Source organism: Bradyrhizobium sp. Ce-3, assembly GCF_022835695.1.
In the GTDB taxonomy this organism is placed as follows: Bacteria; Pseudomonadota; Alphaproteobacteria; order Rhizobiales; family Xanthobacteraceae; genus Bradyrhizobium.
The window spans coordinates 245,375-264,425 of the sequence record NZ_BQUV01000003.1 but is presented as its reverse complement, the minus strand read 5'-3'; the positions used below and the strand labels follow the sequence as shown (position 1 = coordinate 264,425).

Sequence of the window (19,051 nt, the reverse complement as noted above, 5' to 3'; positions counted from 1 at the left end):
CCAGTACGCCGCGGCCTCTCGATTCAAGCACTGACGTCTCTGGGATACTGGATCGACCGGTCCCGTCTACGCCAAGGCTTCGACGGGGCTTTGATCCTCGGCTCGCCGAAGCTTCAGCGGAGGCGGAATGAAGCGCTTCTCGAAAAGAAAAGGGGCAAGCCAGGACCTTCTCGGCTCACCCCTTTTCGGCCTCTCCGGGAGGAGAGGAACTGCTAGCTGAAGCTCAGCTCTCGATCCTCACATACTCGAAGTCGCCAGGCTTGTTGTCGATGCCGACCTTGGGCGCCGAGATCCAGGAGGCGAACTCGCCGGGCTCGGTCACCGGCTTCATCAGCGAGGCGATGAAGTCGCCGTCCGCGGGCGACGGCAGCCAGTCGTTCTTGCGCTTGGCCCAGGTGGCGTCGTCGATCAAGAGGCCATCGGGCGTCGCATGGACGTCCTTGAACTCGCCGATCTGGCGGTGGAAGACCGTGCTCGGCACCGCGAGCTTGTAGTCGATGCCTGATGTCGAGATCACCTTGTTCCAGCGCAGCATGCCCTTGACGCAATCCTGCGTGTAGTCGTCGCGCAGTCGCATGTTGAGCGCGGTCAGCGCCGGCTCGTCGACCATCTTGATCTGGCCGTCCACCAGCTTCATGACCGGATAGGTCGAGCTCTTGAGCTGGTGATCGTCCTCGATCGTGGTTTCCTTGTAGCGGCCCTTGATGCCGGCGTTGAAGGCGTTGGCCGCGTTGGTCGACACTTCGGAGCCGAACAGATCGAGCGACAGCGAATAGTGCAGGTTCAGCTTCTTCTGGATGGTCGGCAGGTCGATCACGCCGAGCGCGCGGATCCTGGCGATGTCGTTCGGATCCTTGATGCCGGCTTCGGTCATCGCATCGCAGGTGCGCTGCACGACGCGGGTGATGCCGGTCTCGCCGACGAACATGTGGTGGGCTTCCTCGGTCAGCATGAAGCGGCAGGTGCGCGACAGCGGATCGAAGCCCGACTGCGCCAGCGAATGCAGCTGCATCTTGCCGTCGCGGTCGGTGAAGTAGGTGAACATGAAGAACGACAGCCAGTCCGGCGTCGCCTCGTTGAAGGCGCCGAGCATGCGTGGGCTATCCGCATCGCCCGAACGGCGGCGCAACAAATCGTCGGCTTCCTCGCGGCCGTCGCGGCCGAAATACTTCTGCAGCAAATAGACCATCGCCCAGAGATGACGGCCTTCCTCGACATTGACCTGGAACAGGTTGCGCATGTCGTAGAGCGACGGCGCGGTCTTGCCGAGATGGCGCTGCTGCTCGACCGAGGCGGGCTCGGTGTCGCCCTGGATCACGATCAGGCGGCGCAGCATCGCGCGATGCTCGCCGGGGACTTCCTGCCAGGCCGGCTTGCCATAATCCTCGCCGAACGGAATGACGCGGTTCTCTTCCTGCGGCGCGAGCAAGATGCCCCAGCGATATTCGGGCATCCGCACGTAATCGAACTTGGCCCAGCCGCGCGGATCGACCGAATAGGCAGTGCGCAGATAGACCAGCGATTCCTGGAAGCCATCCGGCCCCATGTCCTTCCACCAGTCCATGTAACCGGGATGCCAGCCTTCCAGCGCCTTCAGCACCTGGCGGTCCTCGGCGAGATTCACGTTGTTCGGAATCTTGGTCGAGTAATCGACGTTCATGATGTTCATGTTCATGGCCGTGCTCCTTGGTGTCGTTTGACGCATACCGCGTCTTGCTCAACCGTCATCCTGAGGAGCGGCGTATTCGCCGCGTCTCGAAGGATGCTGGCTTGGTCATATTCATCCTTCGAGGCTCGCCCAGCGGCGCAATTGCGCCGCAAGGCTCGCACCTCAGGATGGCGGCGAAATCTCCTAGACCCTCGTCATGTCGAATTGCGCCTTCTGGCCGGTGCCGTAACGGCGCAGCGCGCCGTCCTCACCGACCGCGTTGGGCCGCTGGAAGATCCAGTTCTGCCACGCGGTGAGGCGCGAGAAGATCTTCGATTCCATGGTCTCCGGACCGACGAAGCGCAGATTGGCTTCCATGCCGGTGAGACCGTCCGGCGAGAACGAGGTGCGTTCCTCGAAGAACACGCGGACCTCGTCGTCCCAGTCGATGTCGTCGAGCGCGAAGGTGACGAGGCCGAGCTCCTCGGCCTCCTCGGCGTCGAGCGCCTTGCCGATCGAGGCCTGCGCACGTTCCAGATCCGACGGGTCGGCCTGGAAGCGCGATTGCAGCCGGGTCAGGCCGTGGCTCATCGGATAGGGCCCGAAATTCATCGCGGTCAGCTCGATCGCCGGCGGCGGGCGGTTGTCGCCCTGCTTCTGGCCGATCAGCATGTAGGAGCGGTCGGCGGCGAACACGAGTTCGGCGAGCGTGCCGACGAAGCAGGAGCCCGGCTCGACCAGCGTCACCAGCGTGCGCGAGGTGACGTCGATGCGCTTGAGCACGCGCTTCCAGTAATGCCTGACCTCGTTGACCAGCCAGTGCGCCTTGTTGGCCTCCAGGAACGCGTCGTAGGACACGACATTGGCGCGGTCGCCATGGCTCTTGAACACCAGCATCGCGATCTCGAGCTCGTTGATGCGCAGATGCAGGATGGCGTCATCGAGCTCGCGGGCAACCTGCAGCGGCCAGAACGCCGGCCCTTGCGCGACCATGCCGTCGATATCGGCGGGCGCGGTGGTTTCCGGCGCCTTGATCGAGATGGTGGCGATGCGCGCGGCGCGATCGATATCGACGCTGACGAAGCCGTAGCGGATCGCGCTGTCGTCGATGGTGCGCGTCAGCGGCGCCAGTGCGATGCCACGGCCCTCGCCGTTGCGCTTCGATCTGGCTGAGAATTCCTTGACGCGCTCGGCGAGCTTGCCCTCGAGCTTGGAGTTCGGCGCGATCTCGTCGACCAGCCGCCACTGCACGGCGCGCTTGCCCTTGATGCCTTCCTCGATGGTGCAGAAGAAATCGGCGTGGTCGCGACGCACCTTGCGCTTGTCGACCACGCGCGTGAGGCCGCCGGTGCCCGGCAGCACCGCGAGCAGCGGCACCTCCGGCAGCGCAACGGCGGCGGCGCCGTCGTCGGCCATCATGATGTGATCGGTCGCGAGCGCGAGCTCGTAGCCGCCGCCGGCCGCGGTGCCGTTGACGACGGTGATGAAGCTCTGGCCGGAATTCTCGCTGGAATCTTCCAGGCCGTTGCGGGTCTCGTTGGTGAACTTGCAGAAGTTGACCTTGTGGGCGTGCGTGGAGCCCGCCAGCATCCGGATGTTGGCGCCGGCGCAGAACACGCGGTTCTTGCCCGAACGCATCACCACGACCTTCACCTCGGGATGCTCGAAGCGCAGCCGCTGCACGGCATCGGCCAGCTCGATGTCAACGCCGAGGTCGTAGGAATTGAGCTTGAGCTGATAACCCTCGAACAGGCCGGCGTTCTCGTCGACGTCCATGGTCAGCGTCGCGACGTCGCCGGCGACGTCGAGCTTCCAATGCCGGTAACGCGACGGGTTGGTCTGGAAGTCGATGTACTTCGCCCCGCCTGCAAGGACGCGATCGTCACCAGCCATGGGCCACCCTTATCTGTTGTCTTGCTGTTGTTCGTTTGACGGTTCGCCGTCGAGGTCTTCATGCACAATAATGCATGTTTTCGATCTGGTCTAGTTCAAAACGCAAAAACATGCATTTTGTTTCATGTTCCGGAAATTCGCTCGCGCTGCCAATGGCCTGGGACCGGCACCAAAAGTCAGGCGGCCTGTGCCGGGTCGTCGCGCAGTGCCGCCTTGGCGAATTCGGTGACCGCCTCCAGCGTCACCGCAGCCGCCTCGCGATGCGGCGAGTGGCCCGCGCCGGCGATCGCGGCGACATCGACCGGGCAGTAACACTCCTCCTGGGCGATCTCGACCTGACGCATCGTGCCGTATTGATCATCCGCACCCTGCACGATCAGCACCGGCACGCGGATATAGGCGAGATACTCGGAGATATCCCAGTCGCGGAATTTCGGATCGAGCCAGGCGTCGTTCCAGCCGCGGAAGGCGTTGTCGACATCCTTGTGCCAGCGCGCGAGCTTCTCTTTCAGATTGGTGGTCTCGTATGCCGTCTTGATCTCGGCGATCGATTGCACCGAGATGTCCTCGACGATGAAGTGCGGCGCGAGCAGTGCAAGGCCGTGCAGGCGATGATCCTGATGCGCGCCGGCATAAATCGCTGCGATCGACGCACCGTCGGAATGACCAAGCAAGAGGCCGCGGCGGAAGCCGATGCGGTCGAGCAGCTTCGGCAGCACGTCGAGTGCTTCGCGATGCATGTAGTCGACCGGACGCGGCAGCTTTGCCGGCGAGGACGCCCCGTAACCCGCGCGCGAATAGACGAACACGCCGGCGCCGGTCGCCGCCTGCAGCTTCTCGGGAAAGTCGCCCCACAGGCCGACACAGCCGAGGCCTTCGTGCAGCATCACGATGGTCGGGGCTGACTCGGGTGACGGGCCGATCAAGCGGTATTCGAGCTCGGCGCCGTCGATGGTGAGGAGGCCGTTGGGGTTCAAGTTCGTCATGGTCGGGCCTTCCTCATCGTCGTCCCGGCCTAGTGCGCAATTGCGCACTAGGCCGGGACGACGTGTTGGGAGCTAGTGCGCGCCATCGCGCAACTTGAACCGCTGGATCTTGCCGGTCGCCGTCTTCGGCAGATTGTCGACGACATCGATCCAGCGCGGATATTTCCACGGCCCGATCTTCTGCTTGACGTGCTCCTTGAGCGCCTCGTGCAGACCTTCGGCCGAGCTCTCCGGCCGCAGCACCACATAGGCTTTCGGCTTCAACAGCCCTTCCGGATCGGCTTCCGGCACGACGGCGGCTTCCAGCACCGCGGGATGGGTGATCAGCGCGCTCTCGACCTCGAACGGCGAGACCCAGATGCCCGACACCTTGAACATGTCGTCGGCGCGGCCGCAGAAGGTGTAACGGCCGTCGGCATCGCGCGTGTATTTGTCGCCGGTGCGGGTCCAGGCGCCCTCGAAGGTGGCGCGGCTCTTGGCGCGCTGATTCCAGTAGCTCTCGCCGGCCGAGGGCGCATCGACCAGGAGCTCGCCGACCTCGCCATCCGCAACGTCGGCCCCGAGCTCGTTGACCAGCCGCACCTTGTAGCCGGGCACCGGACGCCCCGAGGAGCCGTATTTGATGTCGCCCGGCGCGTTCGACAGGAAGATGTGCAGCAGCTCGGTCGAGCCGACGCCGTCCAGAATGTCGACGCCGAACCGCGCGCGCCAGGCATTGCCGACCGATTCCGGCAACGCCTCGCCGGCCGAGGTGCAGACCCGCAGGCGACTGCCGCCGGACTGCGCCCTGGTCGCCTCGTCGTTCAGCATCGCCGCGAACAGCGTCGGCACGCCGAAGAAGATGCTGGGATGATATTTGTTCAGCAGCGCGAACATCACCGCCGGCGTCGGACGTTCCGAATTGAGCACCGTGGTGGCGCCGACCGACATCGGGAAGGTCAGCGCATTGCCGAGCCCATAGGCGAAGAACAGCTTTGCCGCCGACAGGCCGACATCGTCCTCGCGGATGCCGAGCACCTGCTTCGCATAGGTCTCCGCGGTCGCCGCGAGATTGGAGTGCAGATGGCGCACGCCCTTCGGCATGCCGGTCGAGCCCGACGAATAGAGCCAGAATGCCGGCTCGTCGGCATGGGTCGGCGCGGTGGCGAACACATCGCTCTCGCGCGCGATCTCGTCGGACAGCTTCTTGTGGCCGTGCGCGTCCTTGCCGGAGACCACGACATGCGCGAGGTCGGGCATCCGCGCGATGATGTCCTTGACGACCGGCAGCAGCGCTTCGGAGACGAAAAGCACCCGCGCGCGGCAGTCACTGAGGATGTAGGCGTATTGTTCCGCGGTCAGCAGCGTGTTGAGCGGCACCGGCACCACGCCGGCGCGGATCGCGCCGAGGAACACGATCGGGAAATCGACCGTGTCCAGCATGATCATGGCGACCCGCTCCTCGCGGCGGACGCCGAGCCGGCGCAGCATGTTGCCGACGCGGCGGGTCTGCTGCTGCAACTGGCCATAGGTAATTTGCGACACCGTGTCGTCGAACACGACCTTGTCGCCGCGGCCCTCATCGACATTGCGGTCGAGCAGCCAGGAGACTGCGTTATAAGTCATGCCCCGTTCCTCGGACCCAGACGCGCCACGCTTCCCTCTCCTGTGAATTTAAGAATTATAATTCATACAAAGCCACCACGTTGGCTTGCTGTCAATCCTTATCGGCACTATGTTTCCTAACACCTCGGTCTGATTCAGGCAGGACCGCGCGTCGCACAGGGATCATGACCGCAGCCAACGATCCGGAAACCGACTTCCTCGAGCAGCTCGGCCAGCGCGTCCGCACCACGCGCGCGCTGCGCGGCATGTCGCGCAAGGTGCTCGCCAAGGTCTCCGGCATTTCCGAACGCTACATCGCCCAGCTCGAAAGCGGCAAAGGCAATGTCTCGATCGTGCTGCTGCGCCGTGTCGCAGGCGCGATGGGCGCGCATCTCGAGGACCTGATCCCCTCCAGCGAGCCGGTGCCGGACTGGGCCGTGATCCGCGATCTGCTGCGCAAGGCGTCGCCGAGCCAGATCGCGCAGGCCAAGGACATGCTCGCCGGCAGCAGCCCGCTGGCACCACGCCGCGCCTCGTTCTCGGGCATCGCGCTGATCGGCCTGCGCGGCGCCGGCAAGACCACGCTCGGCAGAATGCTGGCGAAGAAGATCGGCTGGAGCTTCGTCGAGCTCAACAAGGAGATCGAGGCGCAAAACGGCCTGTCGGTTGCCGAGATCATCGCGCTGTACGGCCAGGAAGGCTTTCGCCGCATGGAGCAGGCCGCGCTGACGCAGCTGCTGGCGCGCAAGGAGTTGATGGTGCTGGCGACCGGCGGCGGCATCGTCTCAGAGGCGCTGACCTTCGACCTGATCCTGTCGTCGTTCTACACGATCTGGCTGAAAGCCGAGCCGGAAGAGCACATGTCCCGCGTCCGCCGCCAGGGCGATCTGCGCCCGATGGCCGACGACCGCTCGGCGATGGCCGAATTGCGCAACATCCTGGTCAGCCGCGAGCCGCTCTACGCCCGCGCATCCGCGGTGGTCGACACCGCCGGACTTTCGGTCGACGCCGCCGCCGCGCGGCTGATCGATTCGGTGCGGCCGGTGCTGCAGAACGAGGCGCGGAGCTTCGGGCTGCGCAGCGTGGCGCTGTAAGCCGGACTAAAGCAGCCTGCTCTTCACATCATCAGCCCCCTCCCGCAGCAGCGGCAGGAAGCTTTCGAGCATCTGAGCCGCTGAAACGCGATCGATATGCGCCCCCATGTTGATGGCCGCAATGATCGTGCCGTCGTAGCGGCGGACCGGCACCGAGATCGAACGGAAATGCGGTTCGGCCTCGCGGTCGACCAGCGAATAGCCCTGCGCGCGATCGGCGACGATGGTGGCGAGCAGCTTCTTGGGATCGGTGACCGTCTGTGGCGTGACAGGATCGCGACGCATCGCCTTCAGCCGCGCGGCGAGCTCGGCATCCTCGAGCCGGCCGAGCATGGCGCGACCGACCGAAGTGCAGAACGCCGGCAGCCGGTAGCCGATATCGAGCCCGGCGGAGAACACCCGCGTCGGACTCGAGCGCGCCACGAATACGACGTCGTCGCCGTCGAGCAGCGCCAGCGAGGCGATCTCCTGCGCTGCGGTCGCGATGCGATCGAGCACCGGCTGCAGCACCGTCACCACCTGGTTGGATTGCAGGAACGAGCCGGCGAGCGTCAGCACGTGCGGCGTCAGCGTGAACAGCTTGCCGTCGGTTGCGACAAAGCCGCCATGCGCGAGCGTGAACAGGATGCGGCGCGCGGTGGCGCGCGGCAGGTCGGCGGCGCGCGCCAGATCGCTCAAGGTTGCAGGACCGGTGACAGTGCCGAACACCTGCAACAGCCGCAGACCGCGGTCGAGCGCCTCGACGAAATCGGTGGCGCGCTCGTCCTGATCGGTCCGCTTCAGCTTGGGCATGGCGTTTCAGGTTGGGGTTCAGCTTTGTGAACGGTTCAAAAATTGCGCTTGCTGTCCAAACCAGACATGGCATAATTCGCACATTCGTTCAATAGGCGAACAAATCCAAATCCGGGAGACGCCGCCATGATGAGCCAGGAAGCGAACGATCTGATCACCCGCACCGGGCGCAAGGACCCCTGCGGAAAGCTGATGCGGATGTACTGGCAGCCGGCGGCGCTGGTCGACGAGTTGGACGGTCCGCGCCCGATCCGGCCGGTACGGTTGCTCGGCGAGAACCTGGTGCTGTTCCGCGGCGAGGACGGCAGCTACGGCCTGATCGATCGCCACTGCGCGCATCGCGGCGCCGACCTCGCCTTCGGCCGGCTCGAGAATGGCGGGCTGCGCTGCGCCTTCCACGGCTGGCTGTTCGACACATCAGGCCAGTGCATCGAGACCCCGGCCGAGCCTGCCGGCTCGCAGCTCTGCAAGGGCATCAGGCAGCGCTCCTATCCGGTGGTCGAGAAGAGCGGCATCCTGTGGGCTTATCTCGGCGAAGGCGCCCCGCCCGCGTTTCCGGAGCTCGACTGCTTCGTCGCGCCCGGCAGCCATACGTTCGCGTTCAAGGGCCACATGAACTGCAACTGGCTGCAGGCGCTCGAGGTCGGCATCGATCCGGCGCACGCCTCCTTCCTGCATCGCTTCTTCGAGGACGAGGACACCTCGGCGGCCTACGGCAAGCAATTCCGCGGCGCCTCCGCCGGCTCTGACATGCCGATGACCAAGATCCTGCGCGAATATGATCGCCCGATCATCAATGTCGAGCACACCGAATACGGCCTGCGGCTGATCGCGCTGCGCCAGCTCGACGACGAGCGCACCCATGTCCGCGTCACCAACCAGCTGTTCCCGCACGGCTTCGTAATTCCGATGTCGACCGAGATGACGATCACGCAGTGGCACGTGCCGGTCGATGACGAGAACTGCTACTGGTACGCGATCTTCACCAGCTACGCGGCGCCAGTCGACAAGCAGAAGATGCGCGACCAGCGGCTCGAGCTCTACACGCTGCCGGATTACAAATCGCGCAAGAACCGCAGCAACGATTACGGCTTCGATCCGCACGAGCAGGCGACCGAGACCTATACCGGCATGGGCACCGACATCAATGTCCACGACCAGTGGGCGGTGGAATCGATGGGCGCGATCCAGGATCGCACCAACGAGCATCTCGGCCAGAGCGACAAGGCGATCGTGCAGTATCGCCGGCTGCTGCGGCAGGAGATCGAGAAGGTCGGCGGCGGCGAAAAGCCGATGCTGTTCCTCGACGAGGCCTCCGCGCGCAGCATCCAGGGCCCGGCGACAATGGACGGCATCGGGCCGACGCTGGGCTGGGAGCTCTACTGGATGGAGGTCGACGTCAAGCGCCGCCGCGGCGCGCCGTGGGCCGCCCCGGTGCCGCGCGAGATCGCCGATAACGTGCATCGTCTGACGGCGGCGGAGTGACGATGACCTCGGTCGCGCAGCACAGCATCCCTCACCTCGCCCCGCCTGCGCGGAGAGGCATAGGCCGCCTATGGCGGCGGTCCTCAAGAACGCCGAAGCAAAGCTTCGGCTATGTTGCATCGCCAGATGCAATCCGGGTGAGGGGGTACAGGTCTATCGATCAATCGAGGTGTCGGAGAGAGCCCCTCACCCCGACCCTCTCCCCGCGAAGAGCGGGGCGAGGGAAAAGCGAAGGAGCGACGCGGTGAGCTTCGTCGAGCGTCACGGCCTGTGGTCGGATGAGCAGAAGGAGGCTGCAACTCGCCTCCGCCGCATCGTCGAGGAGAAGAACCTCGAGGTCATCCGCCTCTCATTCCCCGACCAGCATGGCATCCTGCGCGGCAAGACCTTGATCGCCAGCGAGGCGGTGCGCTCGCTGGAGGGCGGCTGCTCGATCACCACGACGATGCTCGCCAAGGACACCTCGCACAAGACGGTGTTTCCGGTGTTCACCGCGGGCGGCGGCTTCGGCATGAAGGAGATGGAGGGCGCGGCCGACGTGCTGATGGTCGCCGACCCCACCACGTTCCGCGTGCTGCCCTGGGCGGAGAACACCGGCTGGCTGCTGTGCGACCTCTATTTCAGCGACGGCCGGCCGGTGCCGTTCGCGACCCGCAACCTCTATCGCAAGGTGCTCGATCAGCTCGCAGGCCGCGGCTACGATTTCGTCGCCGGCCTCGAGGTCGAATTCCATCTGTTCAAGCTCGACGACGCCCATATGGCGCCGGAGGATGCCGGCCAGCCCGGGCGGCCGCCGTCGGTCAGCCTGCTGTCGCACGGCTATCAGTATCTGACCGAGCAGCGCTACGATCTGATGGAGCCGGCGCTCGAGATCATCCGCCGCGACATCATCGCGCTCGACCTGCCGTTGCGCTCGGTCGAGGTCGAGTTCGGCCCGAGCCAGTGCGAATTCACCTTCGCGCCGACCACCGGCCTCGCGCCGGCCGACACCATGGTGCTGTTTCGCTCCGCGGTGAAGCAGATCGCGCGCCGCCATGGCTATCACGCGACCTTCATGTGCCGGCCGAAACTGCCGAACGTGTTCGCGTCGGGCTGGCACCTGCACCAGTCGGTGGTGTCGCGCGCGGGCGGCGACAACGTCTTCATGGCCAAGGAAAACGAGAAGGAAAACGAGAAGGAAACCGGCGAGCCGCTCAGCGCGCTCGGCCGCGCCTGGCTGGCCGGCCTGATCGAGCACGCACGGGCCTCGACCGTGTTCACGACGCCGACCATCAACGGCTACAAGCGCTACCGCTCCTATTCGCTGGCGCCGGATCGCGCGATCTGGGGCCGCGACAACCGCGGCGTGATGATCCGCGTGCTCGGGGCGGCCGGCGATCCGGCGACGCGATTGGAGAACCGGATCGGCGAGCCGGCCGCCAATCCCTATCTCTACATGGCGAGCCAGATCCTCTCCGGTCTCGACGGCGTCGACCGCAAGCTCGATCCCGGCCCGTCCGCCGACACGCCCTACGAGACCAAGGCCGCGCTGTTGCCGAAGTCGCTACGCGAAGCGGTGTTCGCGCTCAACGACGATCCGTTCTTCCGCCAGGCGCTGGGGCCTGAGTTCGTCGACTACTACGTCTTCATCAAGAACGCCGAGATCGAGCGCTTCCAGGCCGAGGTGTCGGACTGGGAGCAGCGCGAATATTTCGAGATGTTTTGACCAGTCGAACTCAAACGACGATCCCTATTGCGCTCGAGGTAGAGGTTCAAAGGCGGGCACGCCGCCGATCTGGGCGAAGACCTCGCGAGAATGAAGACGCTGAAGCGCCCGTGTCCGCTTGCCGGACGCGACAGCGGTTCCCTGGATCGCAAACTCGGCGGTTGAATTGTTATTCGGTCCTCCGAGCGCGCCTGATCCGGCAAGCTGGCTTCCACCGCGCTGCCGCTTCCGGACAGAGGCCAACAGTGTCTGGCGCTGCGAGTTGCTGGAGACCAGCACTTCGTCCTGGTCCGTGACCGGAGCGCGATATCTGATGCCCTTGCAGCCTCCTGGCGGCGCTTGATAGGCAAGCTGCGTGTCGCCGTTGTAAGACAATTGCACCAGCTGCGTGGACAGGCCGGCCATTCCATGAAGCTGAATGGGACTACCGGGCGGCAATGCGTCGACCTTGACCGTTCGGACATACGGATCGCACGTCGATTTTGTCGACGGATATTGTTGGGCCGCACTGCGTACGTAGGACAGGACTTCCCCCTCCTGGTAGACCCGGTCAATCGTCAAGCCGGCCGCATTCGCGTCGCGCAATGATTGACTGACCAGATGCGCTCCGGTGACCGGCGAAGGATCGAATGCGAATACCTTCGCTATTCGTGGCCCTTTCGACTTGCTCGCGAGAGCGGCGAGCTGTGCCAGGCCTCCACCAAGCGAGTGGCCCGTCGAAACGATCTGCGGCTTGACGGCAGCTTGCTTGTAGCAATCGAGATTCTGTATCGACTTGATGATGCCGTCGACGTTGCGGCGCAGCTGATGATAGTAATCATCATAGGGGGAGCCGAACCGGTCTGCATTGGAGACCCAGTCTCCAAGGGATGAGGCCACCGTTCCGCGAAATGCAATACTCACCTCGCTGCAAGCACCCCGGTCGGCTTTGGCCGAGCGAGTGCGAGCCCAGACCTGAAAGGCCGGGCCGCCACTGAAACTCCAGCCTCTGTTGTTGTAGGCGGTAAGGCACTCGGTGTCGGACGGATCGATGCAGGTGAGGTAGGCGTCACTTCCGAACTGGTATCGCCAACGCTTGAATGCCTCCCGCGCCCGCGGCCTCACCTTTTCATCCGGAAATACCATCTGAACGGCATAGTTCACATCGGTGCCGTTGCCATCCGCATCCAGCGTCGCACGCCTGGCGTTGAACTCGTCGACGGGCAGGTAGGCCGCAGACGCCTGGATGGCGTAAGGAGCGTAATATCTCGCGTAGTTGTAGACAAACGAAGCCTGAATATAGCGACCGTCTGTCTGGGCTAGCGCCGGACCAGCATTCGCCACGATCAGCGGCATCGCGATTGCGACGAGCTTCAGTATCGACCAAGCTGGGTTGGTTCGCATGGAGGTTGCCTCCGAAAAAAATAAATCGTCAATCTATGCGTGCATCAAAGCACAGCAACCAGTGGTTGACAATACGTTTTCGTGAACCAAGCAGGAACAGCCCTATTCGGCCGTAGGGGATGTCGCTCGCCTTGCTACGATTTGAGCGCCAATGGCGACGATTGCAAAGATGCCGAAAATGCCCAGAGCTATCGGTGCACCGTCGGCAATCCGCCACGCCAGCCGTACGGTATCATGGGCGACGAAGCCGATATTTCCGCCATAGATCATGCAGGGACCGATGCCACCCTCATTGGGATTGCAGTTCGGATTGACCAGGGATCCGATCGATAGCATCGGCCCAAAATAGGGAACGAAAGCGCAGACCAGGCTGACAGCAAGCCCAAGCAACAATCGGCTCGATAGGCGCTGCCAGCCTTTCCAGATCAGGAAGCAACCCAGCGTCAGCCATATCGCCGCCAGGCCGTCGCTGAATCGGAGGCCCACAAAAGACCCGGCTTCCAGCGCACTCCGGATGATCTCGCCCGCCGAACTCGGCCCGATCTCGCAGGTCACGTTGCTGCTTGGCTGGCAGCCCTTCAGCTTCGCGACAACCGAGGTTGCGAGGACGATGATCTCTGGAAAGAACGTGAGGACAACGAACAGCAACAGCGTCCATCTCCAGAACAATACACGTGAGTCTGATCTTGATGCAGAATTCATGGCACGGCTGCGTCGCTGGTCAACCGGCGCGAGCGTCCAATCGCTCACTACCCCTGATTTAGCTACTCTACAGTCAATATGACTGGTTCGCTACCCGAAGTGAGCCTGCTCGTCTCTCTGACAGCCAAGACGCGGCCGATGCGCCGCGTCAAATCCCCAGATACTTGTGCTGCAAATCCGGCTCCGCGATCAATTGCTCGCTGGTGCCGCTCCACACCGTCTTGCCGCGCTCGATGATGTAGTGGCGGTCGGCGATGCGGGCGAGGTTGCCGACGTTCTTGTCGATCACCAGCACCGACTGTCCGCGGCCCTTCAGCATCGACAGGCAGCTCCAGATCTCGTCGCGGATCATCGGTGCAAGGCCTTCAGTGGCCTCGTCGAGGATCAGGAGTTTCGGGTTGGTCATCAGCGCGCGGCCGATCGCCAGCATCTGCTGCTCGCCGCCGGACAGCGTGACGCCCATATTGCCGGTGCGCTCCGCGAGCCGCGGGAACAGCGCGTGGATCTTGTCGATCGTCCAGGGATCGGCGGCATTGAGCCGATTGCCTGAGGCGGCGACGAGGTTTTCGCGCACCGTCAGGTTCGGAAAGATCTGGCGGCCCTCCGGCACCAGGCCAACGCCGAGCTTGGCGATCTTGTAGGATGGCAGGCCACGCACTGCCTCGCCGGCGAAACGGATCGCACCTGATCGCGCCGGCGTCAGCCCCATGATCGAGCGGATCGTCGTGGTCTTGCCCATGCCGTTGCGGCCCATCAGCGCGACCATCTCGCCCGACTTGATCTGTAGCGACAGGCCGAACAGCACCTGGCTCAACCCGTAGCAGGTCTCGATCGCATCGACTTCGAGCAGGGTATCCGCGGTCTTGGTATCAGCCATGGCGCGTCACCGCATGCTGTTCGCCGAGATAGGCGCGCTTGACCTCTTCGTCCTTGCGGATCGCGTCCGGCACATCGCAGGCGATGACGCGGCCGTAGACCAGCACCGTGATGCGGTCGGCCAGCGCGAACACCGCCTCCATGTCGTGCTCGACCAGCACGATGGTGACTTCCTTGCGCAGCTCTTTCAGCAGCGCGACCATCCGTGCCGACTCGGTGACGCCGAGGCCGGCCATCGGCTCGTCCAGCAACAGAAGCTGCGGCTTGGTGGCGAGCGCGACCGCGAGCTCGAGCTCGCGCTGCTCGCCATGGCTCAACTGCGAGACCACGATATCGGCGCGCTTTCCGAGCCCGACGCGCTCCAGCGCCGCGCGGGCGGTGGCGCGCAGCTGCCGCTCCTTGCGCGCATTGCCCCAGAAGCGGAAGGAGTGGCCATCATGCGCCTGCGCTGCCAGCGCGACGTTGTCGATCGCGGAAAAATCCTTCAACAGCGAGGTGATCTGGAACGAGCGCGCCAGCCCGAGCCTGGAGCGCTTGTAGGACGGCAGGCCGGTCACGTCGCGGCCGGCAAACCGGATGGTGCCGGAATTCGGCATCACCTGGCCGGTGAGCTGGCTGATCAGCGTGGTCTTGCCGGCGCCGTTCGGGCCGATGATGGCGTGCAGCTCGCCCGCTACCACCTCCATCGAGAGGTTGTCGGTCGCGGTGATGCCGCCATAGCGGCGGACCAGATTGTCGACGCGGAGCAATGCTTCAGCCACGGCGCATCCTCCCGAGCAGGCCCATGATGCCGCCGCGCGCGAACAGCACGATCAGCAGCAGCACCGGGCCGAGGATCAGTCCCGAATATTCGGTGAACTGCGACAGCAGCTCCTCGAGCAAGAGATAGACGATCGCGCCGACGACGGGGCCGAACAGCGAGCCCATGCCGCCGAGGATCACCATCACCATCAGGTCGCCGGAGCGGGTCCAGTACATCACGGCGGGGCTGACGAAATCGGTGTTGTTGGCAAGCAGCGCGCCGGCCAGGCCACAGATCGTGCCTGCGATGACGAAACAGACCAGGCGGTAGCGGTTGGCGTGGAAGCCGATCGCCTGCATGCGCTGCTCGTTGGAACGGACGCCCTGCACCACGAGGCCGAAGCGCGAATTGACGATGCGCCAGATCAGATAGAGGCCGCCGAACAGGCAGGCGAGGCAGAGATAATAGAACTGCGTACGGTCCGACAGATTGATAAGGCCGGCGAAATCGCTGCGCTTGTAGACGGTCAATCCGTCGTCGCCGCCGTAGCGCGACAGCGCGGAGGCGACGTAATAGGCCATCTGTGCAAAGGCCAGCGTGATCATGATGAAATAGACGCCGCGGGTACGCAGGCTGAGCGAGCCGATCAGCAGCGCAAACAGCGCAGAGACCGCGAGCGCCACCGGCCACTGGATGAAGCCGGAGCCGATGCCCTCGGCAGCCAAGATGCCGACGGCATAGCCGCCGATGCCGAGATAGGCGGCATGGCCGAAGCTCATCATGCCGCCATAGCCCATGATCAAATTGAGGCTGGCGGCGGCGAGCGCATAGATCGTGATGCGGGTGAACAGCGTCAGGATGAAGATGTTGCCGGTAGCCGCCGAATAGACCGGCAGCAGGATCAGCGCGGCGCACATCAGCGCCGCGACCGCGTTGGAGGCGTTGAGCTTGGGCATCATCGTTTGGCCGCCGGGAACAGCCCCTCGGGCCGCAGCACAAGGATGATCGCCATCAGGAGGTAGATCAGCATCGAGGACAGCGCCGGCGCCGCGGTCGAGGCCGCAGCCCCGCTCAGCACCTTGCGCAGCAGGTCTGGCAGGAATGCCCGGCCCATCGTGTCGATGATGCCGACGAAGATCGCGGCCATGAACGCGCCGCGGATCGAGCCGATGCCACCGATCACGATGATGACGAAGGCGAGGATCAGGATATTCTCGCCCATGCCGATCTGCACGGTGAGGATCGGCGCCTGCATCAACCCGGCGAGGCCGGCGAGCGCGGCGCCGAGGCCGAACACCAGGGTGAACAGCAGCTTGATGTTGATGCCGAGCGCCCCGATCATCTCGCGATTGGAGGCGCCGGCGCGGATCAGCATGCCGACGCGGGTGCGCATCACGACCAGATAAAGCATCGCGGCAACCGCCAGCGCGACCGCGATGATCATCAGACGGTAGGCCGGGTAATACACGCCGGGGATGATCTGCACCGGCACGGTGAGCCAGGCCGGCAGCGGCAACGCGAGGCCGGCCGGGCCCCAGATCAGCCGGACGGCATCGTTGAAGAACAGGATCAGGCCGAACGTCGCCAGCACCTGGTCGAGATGGTCGCGGCCGTAGAGGTGCCGGAGCGCGACATATTCGAGCACGATGCCGAGCAGCAGCGTGGCGCCCAGCGCCATCAGCGCGCCGAGCACGAAGCTGCCGGTCCAGGCCACGAAGGTCGCCGCGAAATAGGCGCCCATCATGTAGAGCGAGCCGTGCGCCAGATTGACGAAGTCCATGATGCCGAACACCAGCGTCAGTCCGGCCGCCAGCAGGAACAGCAGCAGGCCGAATTGCAGTCCGTTCAGCAGTTGTTCGACGACGAGATACATTGTGAGGCTACGTCATCCCTTAAAAAAACAGCGGCAGTGCATGGTCACCGCCGCATTGCTCGCTGCGTGTTCTCCCTCGCCCCGCAAGAGCGGGGCGAGGTCAACGAAAAGCAAGGCCCGGGCCAAGATCGCCCCAGGATCGCCCCAGGAGCGCCCGAGGATTATTTCATCGAGCACTTGTCGTGGAATTTGTCCTGGTCGTCCTTGACGATGGTCGCGACCGTCTTCAGCGAGAGCTGGCCGTCGGCGTCCTTGACCACGTCCTGCAGGTAGAAGTTCTGGATCGGGATGTGGTTGTTGCCGTATTTGAACGGGCCCCGCAGCGACTTGAAGTTGGCCTTCTCCATCTCCGCCTTCATGGCGTCCTTCTTGGTGACGTCGCCCTTGACCGCGACGACGGCGCTGTTGATCAGCTGGGCGGCGTCATAGGCCTGGGCGCCGTAATAGGTCGGGCGCAGGCCGGGATACTTCTTGCGATAGTCCTCGACGAACTTCTTGTTCTCGGCGTTCGGCAGGTCGTTGACCCATTCCTGCGCACCGGGAATGCCGATCGCGTTGTCCTTCTGCAGCGGCAGCGACAATTCGTCGATGGTGAAGGCGGTGTAGAGCGGGATCTGCGCCTTGATGCCGGCCTGGGCGTACTGGTTCAGGAACTGGACGCCGGCCGCACCCGGATAGAACACGAAGATCGACTCGGCCTTGGAGTTGCGCGCCTTGGTCAATTCGGCGGAGAAGTCGAGCTGGCTCGGCCACACCGTGTATTCCTCGCCGACCACCTCGCCCTTGAAGGTGCTCTTCACGCCGGCCAGCATGTCCTTGCCGGCGGCGTAGTTCGGGCCGATCAGGAACACCGACTTGACGCCCTTCTGGTTCATGTAGAGGCCCATCGCAGCGGGCGTCTGGTCGTTCTGCCAGGAGGTCGAGAACACGTATGGCGAGCACAGGTCGCCGGCGAGCTGCGACGGACCGGCATTGGCCGAGATCAGGAAGGTCTTGGAATCGACTGCGGTCTTCAGCGACGCCAGCAGCACGTTCGACCAGATGTAGCCGACGATGAAGTCGACCTTGTCGGACTGCACCAGCTTCTCGGTCTTCTGCTTGCCGACATCGGGCTTCTGCTGGTCGTCCTCGTAGATCACCTCGACCGGCTTGCCGTCGATCTTGCGGCCGAGATGGTCGAGCGCGAGCTCGAAGGAATTGCGCATGTCGTTGCCGATCACGGCGGTCGGACCGCTGAAGGTCGAGACGAAGCCGATCTTGATGCTGTCAGCCGCCGTCGCGGGCTGCGCCAGCGCCAAAGCCATGGCGCCTGCCAGCCAAAATGCCTTTTTCATATTCACTCCCCTCCTCAACCAAAGATCCCGCCAGGCCCGATCATGGGGCCGGAGGTCACGCTTTCCGCGCGTCGTTCTGTGACGTGTTTTGTGCGCGATATCGCAAGTCTGCAGCAAGCATGAACCGACGGCCCCGCTTAGAACCTTCGGCGCATACCCCAGCACCTTGCATCATAATTCGTCCAATTCGACCATGGCAAGAAATATAATGCCGGTTGCGTAGGCAACGATTGTCGCAGGTGCCGCCTGTCCCGGGACGCAGTGCAGCAGGCTTTAGGCATTCGGTAAAGCGCCCGGAAACCACATGCCTTGAGAGCGGCCGCGGCTTTATGGTCCGGAAAGCATCAGCCGGTGATGGTCCGAGCCAAAGGGATGCGTCACATGCTGAATTACATCTTCGGCTTCAACGCCCGGATGGGCCGGCTGGCTTTCTTCTTCTGCGGCTTCGTAGCGGGCATCGGCTTCCTGATGCTGGTCTACGGTATCACGGGCAACGCACCGGCGAGCGGCAGGTCGGACGTGTTGCTGGCGCAGGCGGCGAGCAGTCGCGCCTTGATCTTTGCCTTCTATGGCATGCTCGTCGTCTGCTTCATGCTGCAGTCGATGCGGGTGCGCGACATCGGATGGGATCCGGTCTGCGTAATGGCGGCCTGGATCGCCCTCATGGTGCTCGACAGGGCCGTCGCCGGACGATTTCCCGAATATGCGCTGACTTATCAGCACACCACAACGGTGGTCGGCGCTACCGTCAATGGCGTGATGAACCTGGTCCTGATGTTCTGGCCGGGCAGCGGCCATTCTCATGACGCGGCGCCACTGCCGCGCGAGAGCAGCAGCGACGGCACGTTTCAGCGCGACAGTGCACCGGCTGCAGCCGGCAGCCGTGTCGCCCGCATCGCCAACGGCGAGTTCGGCGGAAAGACGCGGTAGCGGCTGTCGTCCCTGCGAAAGCAG

General features: G+C 64.0%; 16 protein-coding genes. 4 read left to right on the top strand and 12 right to left on the bottom strand.

Annotated features, from left to right (window positions below; translation table 11 throughout):
- Positions 1 to 223 precede the first annotated feature (223 nt).
- From boxB to BRSPCE3_RS12250, 4 genes are all read right to left on the bottom strand, one after another.
- A complete protein-coding gene (gene boxB, locus BRSPCE3_RS12265; RefSeq protein WP_244066067.1) occupies positions 224 to 1,675 on the bottom strand; it encodes a benzoyl-CoA 2,3-epoxidase subunit BoxB in 1,452 nt (483 codons plus the stop codon).
- A gap of 177 nt (positions 1,676 to 1,852) precedes the next feature.
- Positions 1,853 to 3,541: a 2,3-epoxybenzoyl-CoA dihydrolase gene (boxC, locus tag BRSPCE3_RS12260; protein WP_244066066.1), complete on the bottom strand. Its 1,689-nt coding sequence runs from the start codon at positions 3,539 to 3,541 to the stop codon at positions 1,853 to 1,855.
- 176 nt (positions 3,542 to 3,717) lie between these two features.
- Entirely contained in the window at positions 3,718 to 4,527 is an 810-nt protein-coding gene (locus BRSPCE3_RS12255) for an alpha/beta fold hydrolase (RefSeq protein WP_244066065.1), read from the bottom strand.
- Between the two features lie 72 nt (positions 4,528 to 4,599).
- Entirely contained in the window at positions 4,600 to 6,132 is a 1,533-nt protein-coding gene (locus BRSPCE3_RS12250; protein WP_244066064.1) for a benzoate-CoA ligase family protein, read from the bottom strand.
- A gap of 80 nt (positions 6,133 to 6,212) precedes the next feature.
- Here BRSPCE3_RS12250 and BRSPCE3_RS12245 point away from each other — a divergent pair, with 80 nt between their 5' ends.
- Entirely contained in the window at positions 6,213 to 7,205 is a 993-nt protein-coding gene (locus BRSPCE3_RS12245) for a helix-turn-helix transcriptional regulator (RefSeq protein WP_283843110.1), read from the top strand.
- Positions 7,206 to 7,211: 6 nt separating this feature from the next.
- Here the strand turns inward: BRSPCE3_RS12245 and BRSPCE3_RS12240 are convergent, their stop codons facing one another.
- The gene (locus BRSPCE3_RS12240; protein ID WP_244066062.1) at positions 7,212 to 7,997 is read right to left on the bottom strand and encodes an IclR family transcriptional regulator C-terminal domain-containing protein; all 786 of its coding nucleotides are present in this window, start codon (positions 7,995 to 7,997) and stop codon (positions 7,212 to 7,214) included.
- A 126-nt stretch (positions 7,998 to 8,123) separates the two neighbouring features.
- Here BRSPCE3_RS12240 and BRSPCE3_RS12235 point away from each other — a divergent pair, with 126 nt between their 5' ends.
- Positions 8,124 to 9,482 (top strand): aromatic ring-hydroxylating dioxygenase subunit alpha, encoded by a 1,359-nt coding sequence (locus BRSPCE3_RS12235; RefSeq protein ID WP_244066061.1) that lies wholly within the window; start codon positions 8,124 to 8,126, stop codon positions 9,480 to 9,482.
- Positions 9,483 to 9,726: 244 nt separating this feature from the next.
- A complete protein-coding gene (locus BRSPCE3_RS12230) occupies positions 9,727 to 11,187 on the top strand; it encodes a glutamine synthetase family protein (RefSeq protein ID WP_244066060.1) in 1,461 nt (486 codons plus the stop codon).
- Positions 11,188 to 11,211: 24 nt separating this feature from the next.
- On the opposite strand, the gene BRSPCE3_RS12225 is transcribed toward BRSPCE3_RS12230, so the two are convergent.
- The 7 genes from BRSPCE3_RS12225 to BRSPCE3_RS12195 all read right to left on the bottom strand — a co-directional run bounded on the left by BRSPCE3_RS12225 (position 11,212) and on the right by BRSPCE3_RS12195 (position 18,097).
- Positions 11,212 to 12,570 (bottom strand): hypothetical protein, encoded by a 1,359-nt coding sequence (locus BRSPCE3_RS12225; protein ID WP_244066059.1) that lies wholly within the window; start codon positions 12,568 to 12,570, stop codon positions 11,212 to 11,214.
- Between the two features lie 102 nt (positions 12,571 to 12,672).
- Positions 12,673 to 13,218 carry a hypothetical protein gene (locus BRSPCE3_RS12220; protein ID WP_244066058.1) on the bottom strand — a complete coding sequence of 182 codons (546 nt, stop codon included), beginning with the start codon at positions 13,216 to 13,218 and terminating at the stop codon, positions 12,673 to 12,675.
- Between the two features lie 202 nt (positions 13,219 to 13,420).
- Positions 13,421 to 14,149, bottom strand: coding sequence for an ABC transporter ATP-binding protein (locus tag BRSPCE3_RS12215; RefSeq protein ID WP_244066057.1), 729 nt, complete (start codon positions 14,147 to 14,149; stop codon positions 13,421 to 13,423).
- A complete protein-coding gene (locus BRSPCE3_RS12210; RefSeq protein ID WP_244066056.1) occupies positions 14,142 to 14,909 on the bottom strand; it encodes an ABC transporter ATP-binding protein in 768 nt (255 codons plus the stop codon). The genes BRSPCE3_RS12215 and BRSPCE3_RS12210 overlap by 8 nt, the downstream gene beginning before the upstream one ends.
- Positions 14,902 to 15,849: a branched-chain amino acid ABC transporter permease gene (locus BRSPCE3_RS12205; RefSeq protein WP_244066055.1), complete on the bottom strand. Its 948-nt coding sequence runs from the start codon at positions 15,847 to 15,849 to the stop codon at positions 14,902 to 14,904. The genes BRSPCE3_RS12210 and BRSPCE3_RS12205 overlap by 8 nt, the downstream gene beginning before the upstream one ends.
- Positions 15,846 to 16,763, bottom strand: coding sequence for a branched-chain amino acid ABC transporter permease (locus tag BRSPCE3_RS12200; RefSeq protein WP_244066054.1), 918 nt, complete (start codon positions 16,761 to 16,763; stop codon positions 15,846 to 15,848). The genes BRSPCE3_RS12205 and BRSPCE3_RS12200 overlap by 4 nt, the downstream gene beginning before the upstream one ends.
- A 161-nt stretch (positions 16,764 to 16,924) precedes the next feature.
- A complete protein-coding gene (locus BRSPCE3_RS12195) occupies positions 16,925 to 18,097 on the bottom strand; it encodes an ABC transporter substrate-binding protein (RefSeq protein ID WP_244066053.1) in 1,173 nt (390 codons plus the stop codon).
- A gap of 381 nt (positions 18,098 to 18,478) precedes the next feature.
- Between BRSPCE3_RS12195 and BRSPCE3_RS12190 the strand changes: the two genes are divergently transcribed.
- Positions 18,479 to 19,027, top strand: a complete 549-nt coding sequence (locus BRSPCE3_RS12190) for a hypothetical protein (protein ID WP_244066052.1) — start codon at positions 18,479 to 18,481, stop codon at positions 19,025 to 19,027.
- Positions 19,028 to 19,051: the final 24 nt, after the last annotated feature.

Coding starts and splice junctions, on each gene's coding strand:
- BRSPCE3_RS12200 (WP_244066054.1), bottom strand. CDS start 16,763: ATGTATCTCGTCGTCGAACAACTGCTGAACGGACTGCAATTCGGCCTG.
- BRSPCE3_RS12215 (WP_244066057.1), bottom strand. CDS start 14,149: ATGGCTGATACCAAGACCGCGGATACCCTGCTCGAAGTCGATGCGATC.
- BRSPCE3_RS12235 (WP_244066061.1), top strand. CDS start 8,124: ATGATGAGCCAGGAAGCGAACGATCTGATCACCCGCACCGGGCGCAAG.
- BRSPCE3_RS12190 (WP_244066052.1), top strand. CDS start 18,479: ATGCTGAATTACATCTTCGGCTTCAACGCCCGGATGGGCCGGCTGGCT.
- boxB (WP_244066067.1), bottom strand. CDS start 1,675: ATGAACATGAACATCATGAACGTCGATTACTCGACCAAGATTCCGAAC.
- BRSPCE3_RS12255 (WP_244066065.1), bottom strand. CDS start 4,527: ATGACGAACTTGAACCCCAACGGCCTCCTCACCATCGACGGCGCCGAG.
- BRSPCE3_RS12225 (WP_244066059.1), bottom strand. CDS start 12,570: ATGCGAACCAACCCAGCTTGGTCGATACTGAAGCTCGTCGCAATCGCG.
- BRSPCE3_RS12205 (WP_244066055.1), bottom strand. CDS start 15,849: ATGATGCCCAAGCTCAACGCCTCCAACGCGGTCGCGGCGCTGATGTGC.
- BRSPCE3_RS12250 (WP_244066064.1), bottom strand. CDS start 6,132: ATGACTTATAACGCAGTCTCCTGGCTGCTCGACCGCAATGTCGATGAG.
- boxC (WP_244066066.1), bottom strand. CDS start 3,541: ATGGCTGGTGACGATCGCGTCCTTGCAGGCGGGGCGAAGTACATCGAC.
- BRSPCE3_RS12195 (WP_244066053.1), bottom strand. CDS start 18,097: ATGAAAAAGGCATTTTGGCTGGCAGGCGCCATGGCTTTGGCGCTGGCG.
- BRSPCE3_RS12240 (WP_244066062.1), bottom strand. CDS start 7,997: ATGCCCAAGCTGAAGCGGACCGATCAGGACGAGCGCGCCACCGATTTC.